The sequence below is a fragment of the Nostoc sp. GT001 genome (assembly GCF_030382115.1).
In the GTDB taxonomy this organism is placed as follows: Bacteria; Cyanobacteriota; Cyanobacteriia; order Cyanobacteriales; family Nostocaceae; genus Nostoc.
The window spans coordinates 3,817,332-3,838,561 of record NZ_JAUDRJ010000003.1; the positions used below are offsets into that span (position 1 = coordinate 3,817,332).

5 protein-coding genes and 1 pseudogene are annotated in these 21,230 nt (G+C 38.5%); 5 read left to right on the forward strand and 1 reads right to left on the reverse strand.

Translation table 11 applies throughout. The features are described from left to right. Window positions 1–6: 6 nt before the first annotated feature. Entirely contained in the window at window positions 7–3,003 is a 2,997-nt protein-coding gene (locus QUD05_RS19295; RefSeq protein ID WP_289797484.1) for a TonB-dependent siderophore receptor, read from the reverse strand. Between the two features lie 643 nt (window positions 3,004–3,646). On the opposite strand from QUD05_RS19295, the pseudogene QUD05_RS19300 reads away from it, so the two are divergent. The 5 genes and pseudogenes from QUD05_RS19300 to QUD05_RS19320 all read left to right on the forward strand — a co-directional run bounded on the left by QUD05_RS19300 (window position 3,647) and on the right by QUD05_RS19320 (window position 21,229). Next, window positions 3,647–7,107: pseudogene (locus QUD05_RS19300) on the forward strand (condensation domain-containing protein). Window positions 7,108–7,141: 34 nt separating this feature from the next. Beyond that, on the forward strand, window positions 7,142–8,158 hold the full coding sequence (locus QUD05_RS19305; protein WP_289797485.1) for a TauD/TfdA family dioxygenase: 1,017 nt from the start codon (window positions 7,142–7,144) through the stop codon (window positions 8,156–8,158). Window positions 8,159–8,224: 66 nt separating this feature from the next. Beyond that, window positions 8,225–16,954, forward strand: coding sequence for a non-ribosomal peptide synthetase (locus tag QUD05_RS19310; protein WP_289797486.1), 8,730 nt, complete (start codon window positions 8,225–8,227; stop codon window positions 16,952–16,954). A gap of 188 nt (window positions 16,955–17,142) precedes the next feature. Beyond that, the gene (locus tag QUD05_RS19315; RefSeq protein WP_289797487.1) at window positions 17,143–17,916 is read left to right on the forward strand and encodes a class I SAM-dependent DNA methyltransferase; all 774 of its coding nucleotides are present in this window, start codon (window positions 17,143–17,145) and stop codon (window positions 17,914–17,916) included. A 106-nt stretch (window positions 17,917–18,022) separates the two neighbouring features. Further along, on the forward strand, window positions 18,023–21,229 hold the full coding sequence (locus QUD05_RS19320) for a non-ribosomal peptide synthetase (protein ID WP_289797488.1): 3,207 nt from the start codon (window positions 18,023–18,025) through the stop codon (window positions 21,227–21,229). The last annotated feature ends 1 nt before the right edge of the window (window position 21,230 follow it).

A 21,230-nucleotide genomic window follows, 5' to 3' on the forward strand; every position in this document is an offset into this window, starting at 1 on the left:
CCCAAATTAAAAATCGAAAGAAACAGTTCCCAGAACAGTGAATGGTGCAGCCGGAACAATGTAAAACCCTTGAGACTCGTAATATTTAGTATCAAATAGGTTTTTAATGTTGACACCAACCCGCCAATTATCCCGTTTATAGAAAACACTGGCATCTGTTCTCAAATAAGAAGGAATTTTTACATTATTTGGTAAGCCAGATTCCCTTTGACCTACATAAACTAGACCAAATCCTAGTCCTAAACCTTGTAAATTACCTTTTTGTAATTGATATGTCGTCCACAAACTAGCACTGTTGTAAGGTACGCCAGCTAATCTATTATTAACTAATGTTGGATCATTATCTTCGCTGACAAAGGCATCTGTATAAGTATATGTGCCAATTATTTTCCAACCAGGAAGAATTTCTCCAACTACATCGAGTTCAACACCACTACTGTTTTGTTCACCTGTTTGGATTTGGTAGTCAGAATCAATAGGGTCTGTAGTCAAAACGTTTTTCTTTGTGATATCGAAATAAGCTAAAGTTGCCGAGAGACGTTTGTCAAGAAACTCCTGCTTAATGCCTACTTCAAATTGTTCTGCTGTTTCTGGTTTAAATGCTTCGTTATTAATACTTCTCCCGAATATTTGCGGATTGAAGGAATTTGTCCAACTTCCATAAATTGAAGTGGAATCAGTAGGTTGATAAACTATCCCAACTCGTGGCGAAAATTTAGAATCTGAAGTCTCGTTGTTAGTTGTGCCTGTTTCCAAGTTTCTATCAAAGGAATCAACCCAGTCAAAACGCCCACCAGCTAGCAATTTAAGATTTGGAGTTATTTCGACTAAATTTTGTAAATATAGTGCAATATTACTTCCACCATACTTCTGAAAATCTGAGCGACTCACCGATTCTGGTTGTGCGCCATAAATCGGATTAAAAATATCTAAATCCGCAATATCTCCCCGAAAAAATTCGTACTGAAAACTGTAACTGGATAACTCTAACCCCACAAGGATATTATGACGAATTGAGCCAGTATTAAATTTGCCACTAACTTCATTTTGAAATGAAATGTTGCTTGATTCATCATTACTAACTCGATATCCTCGCGCGACAGTTAGACCATCATCGTTTATAGAATTAGCTTGAACGCCTCCCGCACTACCGCTAACGTTGAGGACATTAAAACCTTGGCGGAATTTCCAGTCATTGTTGTAGCCAAATTTACTTTCTAGAACATAGGTGAAATTATTAGATGTAAATTCACCTCTATTAAGATTGGGTTCACCTAAAAATCGGCTGATGGGGAGGTCGAAAACTACCCTGTTGTTATTTGGAAAACCTCGGTCAAAAGTGTAGTCATACTTTTGGTATTCATAACCAAAGGTAATATCTGTATTTTCTCCCGCTTTCACGGTAATTATCGGCCCAACATAAGTACTTTCATTATTCACAAAGTCACGGAAACTATCAGCATTTTCGTAAGCTACATTCAGGCGGTAGAGAGCAGAACGATTTTCTAAAAGTGGCCCGGTTAAATCAACTGATGTGCGGTAAAAGTCGTCGCTGCCAATAGTGCCATTGATTTGATAGAACGGGTCTGATAGCGGCTGTTTAGTAATTGTGTTGACGACACCACCAGGACTGCTGATGCTACCATACAAAATTGATGCTGGCCCTTTGAGAAATTCTACACGTTCGATACTAGAAACATCACGCGGACTAATGAAGCCAGAATCTTTGAAGCCATTACGCAGAGTCTCAAATCCTGTCTCAAAACCACGAATGAAGTAGCCTTGAGATGAAAGTCCACCATAAGTCTCTTGACGACGTACACCACTAACGTTGTCTGCTAGCTCGTTGAGTTTAACTACTTGTCGGTCTTGAATTATTTCTTTGGGTATTACCTGTACAGATGCAGGTATGTCACGTAGTGGAACATCTATTTTTGTTGCAGTTGATGAATCTTGTACGCGATACCCGTCTTGCTCACCTGTGACTGTTAATTCAATTGGTTCGTCAGAGGCCGATGGCTGGGTTGATTCTGTTGGTGTTTGGGGTTGCGTCTGTGCTTGGGTAGAGGATGCAGCTGAGGCGACACCGAAAATCAAACCTTGGTCACTATCAAATAACTCTACTTTCGGAATACTGTCTACTCCAATTACAGCCATTCTGATAGTGTTGGCATCGGAGTTAGTCACGGTGATTTCACTAACTCCGGCAATGGGTTTTTCTTGGCGGAATGTACCACCACTGGGTAAGCGCAGTTGAGCCGAGTTAATTTCGATAATATATGTGTTGCCTTCAGTCTTAGGCAATACTGGTAATTTTTCACCATCTGGAGTTGTCAAGATGATTTCCAAACCGTTATTGGTGGGATTAAGTTTGACTTCTGTAACTTCTGCCACGGCTTGTGTTGGCTGCTGTGGTTTAGTGGCAGATACAACTGGTGTAACTGCAAAAATCAAACCCTCATTACCATCAAATAATTCTGTATTAGGTAAACCTCCCTCACCGATTACAGTTACTCTCAAAGTATTGGTGTTAGTTTGAGTGACGCTGATGGATACAATGCCTGGTGCAGGATTATTTTGGGTAAAGTTTCCACCTTTGTCTAGTGCTAGCACTGCATTGGGTATATCTGCTATGTAACTGTTGCCTTGATTGTTATTGACAGGTTTGAGTGCTGCGGCGTTGGCACTTTCTAAAATAATTTCAATGCCTTTATCAGTAGAATTTATTTTAACGCCTGTAACTTTATTAACGTTATCGCTACTTTGCACAAGCATTTGTGCCGCTCTTGTAGAGTGAGATTTCTGACTAGATAGTTCGGCTGTCTGTGTTCCTGCATGGGCTGGTTGTACTAAGCTGCTAATTACCGCTAATGCTAATGCCACCGAACGTATCTCACTCATTAACCCACCCTTCATTCTTGTTTCTCCTTGAACTGAACCTGTAATTAACAGGCTTTTAAGTAAAGCTCTAGTTGCATATTGATACTCATTTTCACAGCCCATGAAAAATTTCACGTCTGATATTAATGACGCAATAGATTATCAATAATGCTTGACACTAGCTCTAGAAATCCTCAAAAGCTATCTGCGACTAATTTGCAGCTAACTCTAGTGCTATTAGGAGACATTATCATAAAGGTTACACCTGAGCAAGCATTTATCAAAACTTCTGAATTTTCTAAATCTCACTAGCGTTCTGCGAAAAATCCTTATAAATCAGTCTTTTCAAGGTATTACTATAGCAATATTCAAGTTAATTAAACCTAACCTAAACTTTGTCATCTATCTTTGGATAGACTTGCTAGAAATTATTTTTGAGCAGAAGATAATAATAGTTTTTAATTAAAATTTGCTTGCTATCTTAGCTAAGTTGCTTTAAAGTCTTAAGAGTAATTGCAAATTAGTAGCAATAATATTGCTGAATTAGAAAATGGCGTTGCTGATTGCGGTACGAAAAATAATTTTGCGTAATTTCAAAATCCTTGTAGAGACACGGCTCTACATCCAGATTTATACCTCGATTCAGCAACACCGGAAAATAAGCTGTACGCAAATAGAACACGGTTAAAATTTGTCATTCTTTTGGCAAAGGCTGCAACGGCTTGATATCCCAGAATTCTTTGTGCATCAGGATTTTGAAAGTGCAATGACTGAATGTGTCAACGATTTAGAAGAAATGGTCTGTAAGTTTTCTACAATTGTGGAGCTACTGCGTTACAGGTCGGTAGAGCAAGGAAACACTGAGGCTTTTACCTTTCTGCACGATGGAGAAGCACAAGGAGCGACTCTAACTTATGGAGAGTTAGATCGATATAGTAGAGCGATCGCATCTCAACTGCAAATTTTAGAATTAACTGGAGAGCGGGCGTTACTACTTTACCCACCTGGCATAGATTACTTACCGGCCTTCTTTGGGTGTCTATATGCCGGGGTGGTAGCAGTCCCAGCTTATCCACCACGCAATGAGCGCAACACCCCCAGAATCTTGGCGATTTTAAAAGATGCACAAACGGCGGTAATTCTGACAACAACGGCCATCTTGTCTCAATTGAAATCTTTACTTGCTGATAAATTTGATCTAGATAGTATTCGCTGGCTGACTACCGATAACCTCGCACCTGGTATAGAAGAGTCTTGGCAAGAGCCTTTGATTGATAGAGAAACTCTGGCCTTTTTGCAATACACTTCCGGTTCCACTGGTACACCCAAAGGTGTGATGCTCAATCATGGCAACCTACTACACAATGCTGTGGTGACGCGCCAGTATATGGAACATTCCGCCAGTAGTAAGTTTGTCACTTGGCTGCCTGTTTATCATGATATGGGGCTGATTGGCGGCGTACTACAACCTTTATATGGGGGTTTTCCTTGTATCATGATGCCGCCAGCAGCTTTTCTCCAGCGTCCTTACCGTTGGTTACAAGCAATTTCCCGTTACAAAGGAACCACCAGTGGCGCTCCCAACTTTGCTTATGAACTTTGTATTGAAAAAATTACTCCTGAACAACGCTCCACCCTAGATTTAAGCAGTTGGAGTGTAGCTTTTAACGGCGCAGAACCAATTCGCCACCACACTTTAGAGCGTTTTGCAGCTACCTTTGCTGAGTGCGGTTTTCGTCCAGAAGCTTTTTATCCTTGTTACGGCATGGCAGAGGCCACTTTGATGGTATCTGGTAGCGTCAAGTCTGCGTTAGTTAGATGCAAAAACGTAAATAAGAGCGCTTTAGAACGCAATGATGTAATTGATGCGGTTGCTGAGGACGATAATTCAATAGCATTAGTCAGCTGTAGCCGCAGTGTGCCACAACAACAGATTGTAATTGCCAATCCAGACAATTTAACTCGCTGTCAGGATGGAGAAGTAGGGGAAATCTGGGTATCTGGCCCCAGTGTTGGCAAAGGCTATTGGAATCGTCAAACAGAGACAGAACAGACTTTTCATGCCTTTTTGCAAGATACAAAAATTGGCGAAGCATCAGGGCCTTTTCTCCGCACCTAGGTGACTTAGGCTTTTTGGATAGTGGCGAAGTCTTTATTACGGGTAGAGCCAAGGATTTAATTATTATTCGCGGCCGCAACCTTTACCCACAAGATATCGAACTCACCACAGAACGCTCTCACCCAGCTTTACGTTTAGGTAGTAGTGCTGCATTTGCAGTTGAGGTAGAGAACGAAGAGAAGTTGGTAGTGGTGCAGGAGTTAGAATTCCGCGCCAAACCAAATCTAGAAGAAGTTACTGCTGCTATTCGTCAGGCGGTTTCTCAAGAATTTGAGATGCAAGTTTATGCAGTGGTGTTAATTAAACCTGGTAGTATTCCTAAAACCTCTAGTGGGAAAATCCAACGTCGCGCTACCAAAGCAGAGTTTTTAGCAGGGACTCTCAATGTTGTCCAAAGTAGTATTTTGGATAATTCTGACGTGAGTTTGCCGAAAGAGCAACCGACAAATCTAGAAACTTACTTACAACAGTTGGTAGCTCAAGTCTTATCAGTACCTTTAGAGCAGGTAAATATTCAACAACCTTTGAGCAATTTGGGTATAGATTCCTTACAGGCGTTTGATTTGAAAAATCGGATTCAGCAAGATGTAGGGGTATCTATTTCGGCTATAGATTTGTTTGAAGCGAGTATTGCTCAGGTAGTTAAACTGGTGTTAGCTACAGAGACAACCACCACGAATCACAAACTTCAGCCTGTTCCTCGCGATGGTGAATTACCTCTGTGTTTAGCACAAGAGCGTTTATGGTTTCTTGACCAGTTAGAGCCGGGAAATCCTTTTTATAATGTTGCGATCGCTATTCGATTAACTGGTAAACTCAATCCAGTGATCCTCGAACAAAGTCTGAATGAAATCATCAAGCGTCACGAGAGCTTACGGACAACCTTTACTCCTATAGACGGAAGACCTATTCAGGTTATTCATGAGAATCTAGAACTCAAATTATCAATTCTGCAAAATTTCGACTCTGATATTCAAAGTTTAATTTTGCAAGAAAGCCAAAAGCCATTTAACCTTTCCCAACTACCGCTATTAAGAGCAACACTTCTACATCTCAAAGAAGATGAGCATCTGTTGCTAATTACTATCCATCACATTATCTCTGATGGTTGGTCAATTGGTGTGCTTATTCAAGAACTAGCAACAATTTATGCTGCGTTCTCTCTTGGCAAACCTTCACCTTTACCTGAACTAAGTATCCAATATGCAGATTATGCTTATTGGCAAAGACAATGGTTACAAACAGATGTTCTCCAACCTCAATTAGATTATTGGAAACAGCAGCTAAACGGTAGCGCACCTTTACTTCAACTTCCTACCGATAGACCTAGACCAGCAATTCAAACATTCAAAGGTAAAAAAGAGTTTTTCACCATTGCAGGAGAAATCAAGGAAGCAGTAAAAAACTTAAATAAACAAGAAGGTGTAACTTTATTTATGACATTATTAGCAGTGTTTAAAACATTGCTTTACTGTTATAATAAGCAAGAGAATATTTTAGTTGGTTCACCTGTATTAGGTCGTAACTGGCAAGAAACAGAAAACTTAATTGGCTTCTTCATCAATACCTTAGTTTTCCGCACAGATTTTAGTGGAAATCCCAGTTTTCGAGAAGTTCTGCAACGTTTACGTGCTTGTGCATTAGATGCTTATGCCCATCAAGACTTACCTTTTGAGAAGCTGGTAGAGGAGTTACAACCAGAACGCAATCTGAGTTATAACCCCTTGTTTCAGGTAATGTTTATTTTACAAAATGCACCGATACCAGATATAGAAATTAACGATTTGAATATCCACCCGGAAGAGGTAGATGTTGGTACTTCTAAATTTGATTTAAAACTCAGCATTTGGGAAAGCGATCGGGAAATTAATGGTTCTTGGGAATACAAAATAGATTTGTTTGATGTGACAACTATTAGACGTATGGTTAGGCATTATGAGGTCATACTGCGTTCTATTTTGCAAAAGCCAGATATTCAGGTTAATGAGTTAAGAAGTTTACTAGTTGAAGTTGATCGACAGCAACAGTCTCAGCAAGAAAAAGAATTACAAGATATTAGCAGACACAAATTAAAGTTTGTCAAGCGTGCAGCTATTGGTGAAATTTAGTTTTTCATATTTTATTTTTTTGGGGAAGACGATTATGCCTGAGTTAAGCTATGCTCATTTATCAACAAAGATTAGACGAAAAGCTATTAGTCAATTAGTGCAGATGACACCGTTGATTGCTAATAAAACTTTACCGCTGTTAATTCAACCTAATATTGAAGGTGTAAATCTTGTAAATTGGGTAGCAAATAATTTAGAATTAATCAAAGATTCTTTGTATAAGCATGGTGGAATTTTATTTCGTAGCTTTCAAATTCCAGATATAGGAGAGTTTGAAAAGTTAATCAAAACGGTATCGGGAGAGTTAATTGAATATCGCGATCGCTCTTCACCTCGGAGCGCAATTCAAGGTAAAATTTATACATCTACAGATCATCCTGCCGAGGAAAGTATTTTTCTCCATAGTGAGAACTCATACACGGCAACCTATCCGCTGAAAATTTTCTTTCACTGTGTGACACCAGCACAGCAGGGAGGTGAAACACCGATAGCTGATACACGAAAATTATATCGGAAAATACCTAAAGAAATTTGCGATCGCTTTGCCCAAAAACAAGTAATGTATGTGCGTAACTTTGGCGATGGTTTTGGCTTACCTTGGCAAACAGTATTTCAAACTGATAATCGTGAAGAAGTAGAGACTTTTTGTCACCATCAGGGTATAGAATTTGAGTGGAGAGAATCGAATAAATTAAGAACTCGACAAATCCGCCCAGCAATTGCTAAACATCCGCATACGAGTGATTTAGTTTGGTTTAATCATGCAGTATTCTTTCATGTTTCAACTTTAGAGACTGGTATTAGAAAAGCTTTATTAGCTGAGTTTTCTGAAGAAGATTTACCACATAATACCTACTATGGTGATGGTTCGCCAATTGAGGTAGATGTCTTAGATAAATTGCGTACTATTTATCAGCAAGAGACAATAGTTTTTCCTTGGCAGACTGGTGATATTTTGATGTTAGATAATATGCTAACAGCACATGGTAGAAAACCTTTTGTGGGTAAGAGAAAGGTTGTAGTAGGAATGTCAGAACCATTTAGTGGTTGATATAAGTAAGCGAAATTCTCTAAATGACTGCGTAAAAACGAAATAGAGCAAAAATTGGAGTCAAATATGCTAACGGCAGTTAATAGTTTTGAACTGTCTCCACAACAGAAGTATTTGTGGAGTTTACAGCAAGACAATAGTTTTGTTTATTGCGCTGTTTGTGCTGTATCAATTACCGGAAATTTGCAAACAGAAGTTTTAAAAGCTGCTATAAATCAAGTCGTTGGAACTTATGAAATTCTCCGCACTAATTATCGAGATATGCCGGAGATGAATTTGCCGTTGCAGTTCATTAACGATCGGAGTGCATTTTGGCATCAAGACTATGATTTAAGTAGTGAGAGTTATCAAGATCAAGAAGAAAAGTTAGAAAATATATTTAACAATTTTTGTAATTTAGAATTCAACTTAAGAGAAGGTGCGGTATTAAATTTATCTTTAGCTAAATTAGCAACAAATAAATATATTTTACTGGTTGCTTTACCTGCTCTTTGTGCTGATAGATTAACATTACACAATTTTATTAAACAAGTAAGTAATTTATATACCTCTATCTATCATCAAGAGGAGGTATTAGATAGTGAAGTATTACAATATGCTGATTTATCTGCGTGGCAAAACGAGCTTTTAATAGCAGAAGAAACCCAAGCAGGTAGAGATTTTTGGAGTAATATAGATTTTTCAGCTTTAGCAGCCTTACAACTACCTTTTGAAAATACAGCAGCAGCAAGTTTACCATTCAATCCTCAAAGTTATTGTTTGAAATTAGATATTGATTTTCAAGATAAAATTACCAATTATGCTCAAGCTCATAATATTGCCCTAAGTGATGTTTTATTTACCTGCTGGAATATCTTGCTGTGGCGGTTGACAGGACAAGACAATTTAATTACAGGCATTGCTACTAATGGACGTAAATATCAAGAATTAGAATCAGTTTTAGGTTTGCTCTCTAAATCTTTGCCAATTTCTATTCATATTCAAGAAACTGATACTTTTGGAAAGCTTTGGCAGAAAGTTAAAATTAATTTAGATACAGCTTCTACTTACGAAGAATATTTTTCTTTAGAAAGAGAAGCTGAGTTTTTACCCTTTACTTTTGAATTTGAACCACAATTACCACAGTATGATGCTGTGGAGGTGAAATTCTCAATTCATCAGCAGACTGTTTATATAGATAGATATAAAATTAAACTATCTAGTTATTATCAAGACAACTCTCTATACCTCAAGCTTTGCTATGATGCAAACCTATTTTCAGTCGATGATATTCAAAGATTAACACAGCAATTTTGTACTTTATTAGAAAGTGCGATCGCTTTTCCAAATTTACCAGTTTTTCAATTAGAAGTTCTTGATAAAACAGAGAAGCAAAAATTACTCCAAACATTTAATGATACCCAAGTAAATTACGATCGCAATCAATGTATTCATCACCTCTTTGCTGAACGAGTAATTAATACACCAGATAAAATAGCACTCATTTTTGAAAATGAAACATTTACCTACACTCAACTAAATAATCGAGCTAACCAAATAGCGCGTTACCTACAAAAATTGGGCATTGGTGCTGAGATTTTAGTGGGCTTATGTGTTGATAGATCCCCATTAATGGTATTGGGTATTCTAGCTATTCTCAAAGCTGGTGGTGCTTATCTACCACTAGACCCAACTTATCCTCAAGAGCGCTTGGCATTTATGTTGCAAAACTCTCAACCCAAGGTTTTGCTAACTCAAGAACACCTCAAAGCTGAATTACCTGCACATGAAACACAGGTAATGTGTATAGATCAAATTGGCCATATTATCAGCCAAGAGTCAACAGAAGATTTAACAAAAAGTGCATCTGCTTCTAATTTAGCTTATGTAATTTATACCTCTGGTTCCACAGGCAAACCCAAGGGTGTGCGCGTCACCCACGCTAATTTGTGCCATTATGTGCAAGCGATGCAACAGGCGCTAGGTATCACAGCCGATGATGTCTATTTGCACACTGCATCCCTAGCTTTTTCTTCTTCCGTCAGACAATTAATGGTTCCTCTGATGCGAGGTGCAACTGTCAAAATTGCCACCCAGGAACAACGTCAAGATCCCTTAACACTATTTCAAGGAATTAAGCAGGATAATATCACAGTCATTGATATTGTTCCTTCTTTTTGGCGCAATTGTAATTACACTCTCGCTAGTTTAGCGCCAGAGTCAAAAAGTTATTGGTTAGATAATAAACTGCGCTTAATTGTTTCTGCTAGTGAACCACTGTTATCTGATATTCCGATTAATTGGAAGTTTGGCTTACAACATCAGACATATCTTATTAATATGTTTGGTCAAACAGAAACCTGTGGTATTGTCGCCACTTATCCCATCACTATCGAAGCAGATGCACCAACTAAAGTAATTCCTTTAGGTAAACCAATTGCTAACACTCAAATCTATCTTTTAGATCAACATTTGCAACCAGTACCTATTGGTGTGGCGGGTGAATTATATATAGGTGGTTGGGGTGTCGGACAAGGATATTTACATCGCCCTGATTTAACAGCAGAAAGATTTATTCCTAATTCCCTTAGCCATGAACTAGGTGCAAGACTTTATAAAACAGGGGATTTAGGACGTTATTTACCAGATGGCACAATCGAATTTATTGGACGTAGTGATTATCAAGTTAAAATTCGTGGTTTCAGGATTGAATTAGCAGAAATAGAAGCAATATTAACTCACTATCCCCAAGTGCGGGAAGCTGTGGTAGTGATGCGGGAAAGTGAAACTGGGGATAAGCGATTAATAGCTTATTTAGTTCCTGCTAACTCAGAAGCGATAGATTTGAATGCGCTTAATAAGTTTTTGCAGGATAACTTGCCTAATTATATGTTGCCCTCTAACTTTGCCATTTTAGAAGCTTTACCTCTGACTCCTAATGGTAAGGTGAATCGCCAAGCATTACCTGCACCAGAAGAATTATCACAACAAATAAAAAGTGCTATTACCGTACCACGTACCCCTGTAGAAGAAGTCTTAGCAGGGATATGGGCAAAAATTCTCAGTGTTAAACAAGTAGGAATTGAAGAAAACTTTTTTGAATTAGGCGGACATTCCCTGTTAGCGACACAAGTTATGTCCCAAATACGAGAAGCTTTTCAGCTTGAATTACCCCTACGCAGTTTGTTTGAGTCGCCAACAGTAGCGGAACTGGCGCAATGTGTTGAAGCGACACTGAGAGAGGGGCAACAACTAGCTGTTTTACCTATAGAAAAAGTCACACAAGAAGATAATTTACCGTTATCCTTTGCTCAACAAAGACTGTGGTTTTTAGACCAATTACAACCTGGAAGTTCTGCTTACAATCTATTGAGGGCAGTACAACTAAAAGGAGAACTTAATATTGCAGCATTAGAACAAAGCTTCAACGAAATTATCCGTCGCCACGAAGCTTTACGTACTACTTTTGTAAGTGGGAATGGAGAACCACAGCAGATAATTAACCCGGAAGTTAGTATTACATTACCTGTAGTAAATTTACAGGATTTAACACCAGAACACCGGGAAATAGAAACCAAACGCAGGGCTATAATTCAAGCACAACGTTCTTTTAATTTAACTAGCGCACCATTATTAAATGTTGTTTTATTGCAGTTAGGAGAACAGGAATATATTTTACTGTTCACAATACACCACATAGTTGCTGATGGTTGGTCAGCAGGAATAATTATTAAAGAAATAGCTGCTTTTTATGAGTCTTTCTGCATAGGTAAATCTTGTGAATTAGCCAGTTTACCTATTCAATATGTAGATTTTGCCGTTTGGCAAAGAACATGGTTACAGAAAGAAGTTTTGGCATCTCAGATGGAATATTGGAAACAACAATTAAGTGGTGATTTACCAGTATTAGAACTTCTTATTGCTAAACCGCGCCCCAAGCAACAAACCTTTGCTGGTAAAAAGCAGACATTTATGCTATCTCCAGCTTTGACAAATGAGCTAAAAGCTTTGAGTCAAAAGCAAGGTGTAACGTTATTTATGACTTTATTGGCAGCGTTTAAAACTCTGCTTTATCGCTACTCTGGACAGGCAGATATTTTAGTCGGTTCGCCTATTGCTAACCGTAATCGTAGTGAAATTGAAGGGTTAATTGGCTTTTTTGTAAATACTGTAGTCTTGCGAACTAAACTAGAGGAAAATTCTAGTTTTATTAACTTGCTTAAACAAGTAAGAGAAATCACTCTAGGAGCATACACTCATCAAGATTTACCCTTTGAATTATTAGTAGAAGAATTACAACCACAGCGTAGTCTCAGTCACACGCCAGTATTTCAGGTAATGTTCGCGCTGCAAAATATGCCTGGAGATGGGTTGAAGCTGTCAGGTTTGAATTTGGAATATTTGCCGATAGAAAATGATACGGCTAGGTTTGATTTGAGTTTGTCTTTTACTGATAATGTTGAGAGTTTAGTTGGGGAATTAGAGTATAACAGTGATTTATTTGATGCTGATAGCATTAAATCTATGCTGAAGCATTTAACAACTTTGTTAACAGATATCGTTGAGCATCCAGATAAGTCTATATCAGAGTTGTCTATACTTACGCTAGCAGAACAGCAGCAAATTTTAAGGCAATGGAATTATACAGAAGTTGATTATCCTCATGTCTGCGTGCATGAGTTGTTTAGCGCCCAGGTAGCTAAGACACCAGATGCGATCGCTGTGATAGCTGGCTCACAACAGCTAACTTACAAAGAACTAGACGAGAAAGCAAATCAGCTAGCACACTATTTAAGCAGCTCAGGTGTAGGTAAAGAAGTATTAGTGGGGATTTGTTGCGATCGCTCTTTACCCATGATCGTCGCCCTCCTCGCCATTCTCAAAGCAGGTGGTGCATACATACCTCTAGATCCAACATTTCCTCAAGAGCGTTTGGCGTATATGCTTCAAGACTCCCAAACCTCAATCTTATTAACCCAGCAACATTTATTACCAAATCTTCCACCCCATCACGCTCAAGTTATTTGTTTAGATAGCAACTGGGAAAGCATTGCTATCCAAGAAATAAACACTTATAACAGCAATATCGAGCCGGATAATTTGATGTATACAATCTATACCTCCGGCTCCACTGGCAAACCCAAAGGTGTACAAATTACTCATAGAAATGTAGTAAACTTCCTTACTTCTATGCAGCAGGGATTACACTTAAGCCATCAAGATAGTTTGTTTTCAGTTACTACTTTATCTTTTGATATTGCAGTTTTAGAAATCTTTCTTCCTCTAATAGTGGGAGCCAAAGTAATTCTTACTAGTCGAGAAATTGCAACCGATGGCGCGCAGTTATTACAGCAACTAAATAATTCTGCTGCAACTGTTATGCAAGCTACCCCTGCAACTTGGCGAATGTTATTAGATGCAGGCTGGGAAGGAAATTCTCAACTCAAAATTCTCTGTGGTGGCGAAGCCTTACCCCAAAGTTTAGCTCGCCAATTATGCCAAAGATGTTCTCAGATTTGGAATTTATACGGCCCCACAGAAACAACTATTTGGTCTACAATTTATCAAATAAGTGATAGCGAAAAAACAGTTTCTATTGGTCGTCCTCTAGCTAATACCCAAATATATATTTTAGATAAATATTTGCAACCTGTACCCGTAGGGATTTCGGGAGAAATATATATTGGTGGTGTAGGATTAGCACGGGGTTACTTTAATCAGCCAGAATTAACTAAAGAAAAATTTATTACTAATCCATTTAATCCGAAAACATTACTCTACAAAACTGGTGATTTAGCCCGTTATCTACCCAATGGAGAAATTGAATACTTAGGACGTATTGATTATCAAGTAAAACTCCGAGGTTTCCGCATTGAGTTAGGAGAAATTGAAGCGGTGTTAGAACAATATCCCGCAGTATATCAATGTGTAGTGATGGTTCGAGAAGATGGATCGGAAAACCAGCGTTTAGTTGCTTATTTAGTTGCTGAAAATGTTGCTACTGATGAACTGCGGCAGTATTTACGGCAACAACTGCCTGAGTATATGATACCGAATGCTTTTATGTTCTTGGCAGAAATACCATTAACACCCAATGGAAAAGTTAACCGTCGTGCTTTACCTACGCCAGAAAATACTCATTTAGAGACAAGTAATTTTGTTGCTCCCCGTCATCTAGTAGAAGAAGTATTAGCCGGAATTTGGACTCAAGTTTTGGGTGTGAATCAAGTAGGAATTCATGACAATTTCTTTGAACTAGGCGGACATTCTTTATTAGCAACTCAAGTTATTTCTCGCATTCCTAAAACTCTGGGAGTGAATATACCGCTTCAGTCTTTATTTGAATTTTCTACCATTGCAGAACTAGCTAAAAATGTTCAAGAAGCCAGTCATCAGGGTGTTTCTGCTATTACACCTGTTCCCCGTAATGAGAATTTACCTCTATCCTTTGCCCAAGCTAGATTATGGTTATTAGAACAAATTAACCCTGATAGCGGTATTTACAATATGCCGGCAGCAGTTCATCTCGTGGGTGAGTTGAATGTAGACGCATTAGAGGAAAGTATTAACGAAATTATCCGTCGCCACGAAATTTTACGCACTACCTTTACTTTAATAGATGGGGAACCATTACAAATAATTGTCCCCAATGTGCAGCTAAAAATACCTGTGGTAAACTTACAGAAATTATCGGAAGCTGAACGAGAAGCGGAAATTCAGCGTTTGAGTGTTGAGGAATTTCAATATTCCTTTGATTTTACTCAAGCACCGTTGCTCAGATGCACACTTTTACAACTAGGCGAACAAGAACACATCTTACTGTTCACTATCCACCATATCGTTTTTGATGGCTGGTCAACGGGTGTATTAATTCGGGAGTTAGCAGCACTTTATACCGCTTTTTCTGCGGGAGAAGCCTCTCCTTTACCAAAATTACCCATTCAGTATGCAGACTTTGCAGTTTGGCAACGTCAACATTTGCAAGGTGAAAGACGAGAAGCTTTACTCACCTACTGGAAGCAGCAATTAGCAAACGTACCCATTCTGCAACTACCCACAACCCGTCCACGTGCAGAAGTAAACACTAACCGGGGTGCTAGTCACACATTTGTAATACCTGCGTCAGTAGTGCAAGAAGTGCGACAGCTTGCCCAGCAAGAAGGTGTAACCTTATTTATGACACTGCTGGCAAGCTTTAAAATTTTACTGCAACGCTACAGCAGCCAAGATGATATTGTTGTTGGCACTGATGTTGCCAACCGCAATCAAGCAGAAATTGAACCATTAATTGGCTTTTTCATTAACTTATTAGTTTTACGCACTGACTTAAGTACTAACCCGACTTTCTTAGAGTTGTTGCAACGTATTCGCACTCAGACACTATCAGCTTATGCTCATCAAGATTTACCCTTTGACGAATTAGTTAGAGAATTACAGCCTGAGCGCCATTTAAGCAATACAGTTCCATTATTCCAGGTATTATTTGTCCTGCAAAATACACCGACATCAGCTTTAGAATTACCAGGATTAAACTTAAAATTACTAGAATTAGAAACCAAGAATTCTAGATTCGATTTAGCCTTATTTCTCACAGAAACCGAGCAAGGTATAGAAGGTAAATGGCAATATAATGCTGATTTATTTGCCGCAGATACTATCACAATAATTACAAATAGTTGGAAAACATTAATCAATAGTATTATCCACCAACCTGAAAGCCACATCAATACATTAGAAATGCTTACAGAAGCAGATAAGGCACAACAAACTATGCAACAACAGGAGCGTAAAGCTGCTAAAAGACAAAAATTTATGAGCATTGCTCCGAAAGCTGTTAGTCTCATAGCAGAGCAATTAATCAAAACAAACTATCTACAAGCAGGACAAAATTTTCCTCTTGTAATTCAACCAAATACTACAGAAGTTGACTTACTATCTTGGGTAGAGAATAATCGAGAATATATCGAGACAGAATTATTAAAACATGGAGCGATTTTATTTAGAGGTTTTAATATAAGATCAGTTTCAGAGTTTGAAAACTTCGCTCAAACAATTTGTCCCAATTTATTTGCTGAGTATGGCGACTTACCCCGCACTGGTGAAGGTGGTAAAGTTTATGGTTCCACTCCTTATCCACCTGACAAAGCAATCCTTTTTCATAATGAAAGCTCTCATTTACATCAGTGGCCTCTGAAGATTTGGTTTTTCTGCGTGCAACCAGCACAACAAGGTGGAGAAACGCCGATTATAGACTGTCGCAAAGCTTACAGACTAATCAATCCCAAACTACGCGAAAGATTAGAACAAAAACAATTAATGTATGTCCGTCACTATACCAATAGTCTGGATGTTAGCTGGCAAAACTTCTTTCGTACCAATGAGAAATTTGTTGTAGAAAATTATTGCCGTCAAGCAAAGATTGATATTGAATGGTATGATAATAACAGTTTAATTACTCGCCAAGTTCGTCCAGCTTTGGCAGTACATCCAAAAACAAGTGAACCTGTATTTTTCAATCAAATTCAGTTGCACCACATAGCATATTTGGACGAAGAAGTTAGAAAATCCTTATTATCTACATTTGGAGAGCAACAGCTACCGCGTAATGTCTATTACGGGGATGGTACTTCTATAGAAGATTCAGTTATTGCTGAAATAAATGAAGTTTATCAGCAGTCACAAACTAGCTTTCCTTGGGAGCAAGGTGATATTTTAATGCTAGATAATATGCTGACTGCCCACGGGCGAAATTCTTATGTAGGTTCTCGTAAAATTGTGGTAGCAATGGGAGAAATGATTAAGGAAATGGTGAGTTGATGAATATGGTAAACCTGAGATTTTTAACACAGAGACGTAGCGATAATTCGGAGTTTTGATACTCTTTTAGCCAAACAGGATTGTCATTTTTAAAAATAGAAGCGCAAAAAGTAAAAATTTAATTTTTGAATTCAAGAATACTATTCAGCAATGTCTTAAATTCAATTATGTAACAGGAGGATAAACACTTGATCTCTTCAAAACAACTCAATACTAATCATGATGCGATCGCTTCTATCTATGACTTAAAAAGTCAACTAGAACGCCACGATATTGTGTTGGAGTTTATAGACAAGTTTATCCTCAAAAATATTCCCGAAGGAGCGCATATTTTTGACCTTGGTTGCGGTACGGGACAAGTTGCCCAACGGCTTCTAAAAAGAGGTTATCAAGTAACTGGACTTGATAGTTCTGAAAGAATGCTGAATGTTGCTCGTGAAAATGCACCAGATGCTAAATTTATTCTAGATGATGCCCGCTTTTTTAAATTAACACCAACTTTTCACGCAGCTATTTCAACAGATGTTGTTCTCAACTATATCCTCAGCATTGATGAACTAAAAAATTCATTACAAAATGTGTATGATGCCTTATTAGAAAACGGTGTTTTTGCCTTTGAATTATATATTGAAGAATTATGTGAGTTAGAGTGGCAAAATAATGAGTCTGGTGGCGGTGTTAAAGATGATAATGTCTGGGTAGATATTTGGAGTTATGACACAGAAAATAAAATTGGTCGAAAGGACACTACCATATTTGAATTAGTAAATGGGCTATGGCAACGTTCAGACAGGAGTTTTTTCTTAAAAGCTTATTCAGTACCAGATGTTAAATCGGTATTAGAACAAGTAGGATTCACAGAAATTAGTATGTTTGAATTAAAACAGGATTTGGGAGTAGATAAAGCGTTTGAAAGTGCCTGTTTTATTTGCCGAAAACCACTAAGTTGTACTAGTTCGTAATTAAAAGATTCAGATTTAATCGAGATTTTTGTATTTTAGAGAATTGGCATTAATAAGCGTGGGTTAGCAAAATTGTGTGTTCTTACTCAAGAGTAATAAGAAATGTATGTCAAATCAAATAACTCAGGGGTTTCAGCTTTCCATTCAACAAAAGCGTCTTTGGTTATTACAGCAGTCTAGTTCAGCTTATTTGGCTCAATGTGCTTTTCTTATAGAAGGCAATCTTAAACCAGAGATATTAAAAATTGCTTTAGAACAAGTTGCTATTCGACACGGAATTTTGGGTACAACTTTTCATTGCTTACCTGGAATGAAAATTCCTGTAATGGTTTTAGGAAATAGCAGTATTTTGTCGTGGCGTGAGATTGATTTAACTCACTGTGAACCGAAAGAACTTTCAAGCAAAATTGCATATTTTTGTCAGGAAGCACGTAGTTTTAATTTCGAGTTTAAGCAAGGGCCACTTTTACATATATCTCTACTGAAACTTGATGTGCAGAAGCACAGTTTAATCATCAGTTTACCTTCACTTTGTGCCGATACCCGGACACTCAAAAATCTGGTAACTGAAATCAGCAAGTCATATTCTGCTTGCTTACAAGGTGAGAGGATATCAGAAGAAGTTGTCCAATATCTGCAATTCTCAGAATGGCAAAATCAATTACTCACAGATGAAGATACAGAAACAGCTAAAAAATATTGGCACGATCAAAAGCTTTCTACACTTGCTTCGTTGAAGTTACCTTTTGAGAGCCAGCCATTACAACCATCAAAATTTGAGATAAACTGCTGTCGATTAGATATTACTCCTGATGTAACAGCTAAGATTGCCAACTTAGCTCAAAAGTATGATACCTCCACAGATGTTGTCTTACTAGCTTGCTGGCAAACTCTGATTTGGCGACTTACAAGACAGCCAGATATCGTTATTGGTATGGCTAGCGATCGCAGAGACTATGAAGAACTATATAATTTATTAGGACTTGTGGCTACTTGGTTGCCAATTCACAGCCATTTGACACCAAATTTACGTTTTAGAGAAGTTTTAGAACTAGCTCATCAAACTATAGAAGCGGGTGCAGAATGGCAAGATTATTTTGTGCCAGAACCCATAGAAAATCACGAGCAACTAGCTTTTCCCATCGGTTTTGAGTTTGAGCAACTACCAGAAAAACTCTTTGCTGGCGACGTGTCATTTTCTCTTGAGCAATATTACACTTGTATTGAAAAATTTAAAGTAAAACTTACTTGTACTCAACGCGAGCATTCTTTAACGACAGAATTCTACTACGATATTAATTATTTTTCAGCCGATACTATTGAACGTCTAGCCAAAGAATTTCAAACTTTATTAACGAGTGTAACTGCTAATCCTGAAGAGAAAATCAGCCAATTAGAAATTCTCAGCTTTAGCGATCGCCAACAATTACTAGTAGAATTTAATCAAACACATCTTGACAATCTACAAGATAAATGTATTCACAAATTATTTGAAGCACAAGTACAAAAAACACCTGATAAAATTGCCGTTGTCTTTGAAGATCAACAACTAACTTATGCACAATTGAATCGCAAAGCCAATCAAGTTGCTAACTATTTGCAGCAGCGAGGAGTCAAGCCGGAAGTTTTAGTAGGACTTTGCACAGAGCGATCGCTCTTGATGATTATTGGACTTTTAGGCATCCTGAAAGCTGGTGGAGCTTATCTACCACTAGATCCAACCTTACCCAAGGAAGGTTTTGCTAGCCGATTGCAGGATATCGAAATACCAATAATATTGACACAACAGCGATTAGTCGATAACCTGCCAACAGATGTAGCGGAGATAGTTTTTCTAGATACAAATTGGGATATTATTGCCGATCGCAAAGATGATAATCCCGCCAGTGCAGTGACAGCCCAGAATTTAGTTTATGTCTTGTTCACCTCTGGCTCTACTGGTAAACCGAAGGGAGTTGCGATCGAACATCGGCAACTACTGAATTACCTTCACGGAATTACACAGAGGTTAGACTTATCAACAACAACTAACTTCGCCACAGTTTCCACCTTAGCTGCCGACTTGGGTAACACTGGAATCTTCGCTGCTCTTTGCACTGGCGGATGTCTGCATATATTATCCATCGAGTGTGCTACAGACTCAGCAGCCTTGGCACAATATTGCCGCACCCATCCCATCGACTGTCTCAAAATTGTTCCCTCCCACCTGGCTACTCTTCTCGCCTCTGCACCATCTGATTCCATCTTGCCCCGCCAGCAGCTAATTCTGGGTGGCGAGGCTGCAAGCTGGCAACTTATTGAACAGATTCGGCAGCAAGCACCATCTAGCTTAATCTTTAATCATTACGGCCCTACAGAAGCCACCGTGGGGGTTACTACCTTTGCAGTTGAAAATCAGCAAATTAGTACGCAGACAGTACCTCTTGGTCGTCCACTTGCCAATACGCAGATTTATTTACTGGATGAGCAACTGCAACCAGTACCCATTGGTGTAGCAGGTGAACTGTACATCGGCGGTGCGGGATTAGCTAGGGGTTATCTCAATCAGTCTGATATAACGGCAGAAAAGTTTATTCCTAATCCTTTTGCAAAGACAGGTTCGCGTTTATACAAAAGTGGTGATATGGCTCGTTACTTACCTGACGGCAATATTGAATTCATTGGGCGAGTTGATCGTCAGGTAAAAATTAGGGGCTTCCGTATTGAACTTGGAGAAATTGAAAACGTATTGTGTCAACATCTGCAAGTGCAACAGGCTGTAGTTTCTGTCCGGGAAGGCAATGGCAACAAATCTTTAGTAGTTTACATTGTTTCTAAGCAACAACAAATACTTAATGTCAGCGAACTACAAAGATTCTTAAGACAGCAACTACCGGAATACATGATGCCCTCAACTTTCATCATGTTAAAGGCTTTGCCACTGACACCCAATGGTAAAGTTAACTATAGTGCGCTCTCAGAGTCAAATGGCGATCGCCTAGAATTGGCAGCAACTTATGAACCACCACAAAATGAGGTAGAGCAAGCGATCGCTAATATCTGGCAACAGATGCTTCATGTTGAGAAAGTGGGCATTTATGATAATTTCTTTGATATCGGTGGTCATTCATTACTGCTTGTTCAAATTCACGCCAAACTACGAGAAATTTTCCCTACCAATATATCTGTAATTAATTTATTTGAACATCCAACCATCAACTCTTTAGCTAAATATTTAACGCAAAAGCAGACCGAAATACCTTCGTTTGAGGAAAGCACTCAACGCGCCCAGAGCCGTACTGCTTCTAGGCAATCTAGAGCGCACTCCAGGTAAC

Coding starts and splice junctions, on each gene's coding strand:
- QUD05_RS19295 (WP_289797484.1), bottom strand. CDS start 3,003: ATGGGCTGTGAAAATGAGTATCAATATGCAACTAGAGCTTTACTTAAA.
- QUD05_RS19305 (WP_289797485.1), top strand. CDS start 7,142: ATGCCTGAGTTAAGCTATGCTCATTTATCAACAAAGATTAGACGAAAA.
- QUD05_RS19310 (WP_289797486.1), top strand. CDS start 8,225: ATGCTAACGGCAGTTAATAGTTTTGAACTGTCTCCACAACAGAAGTAT.
- QUD05_RS19320 (WP_289797488.1), top strand. CDS start 18,023: ATGTCAAATCAAATAACTCAGGGGTTTCAGCTTTCCATTCAACAAAAG.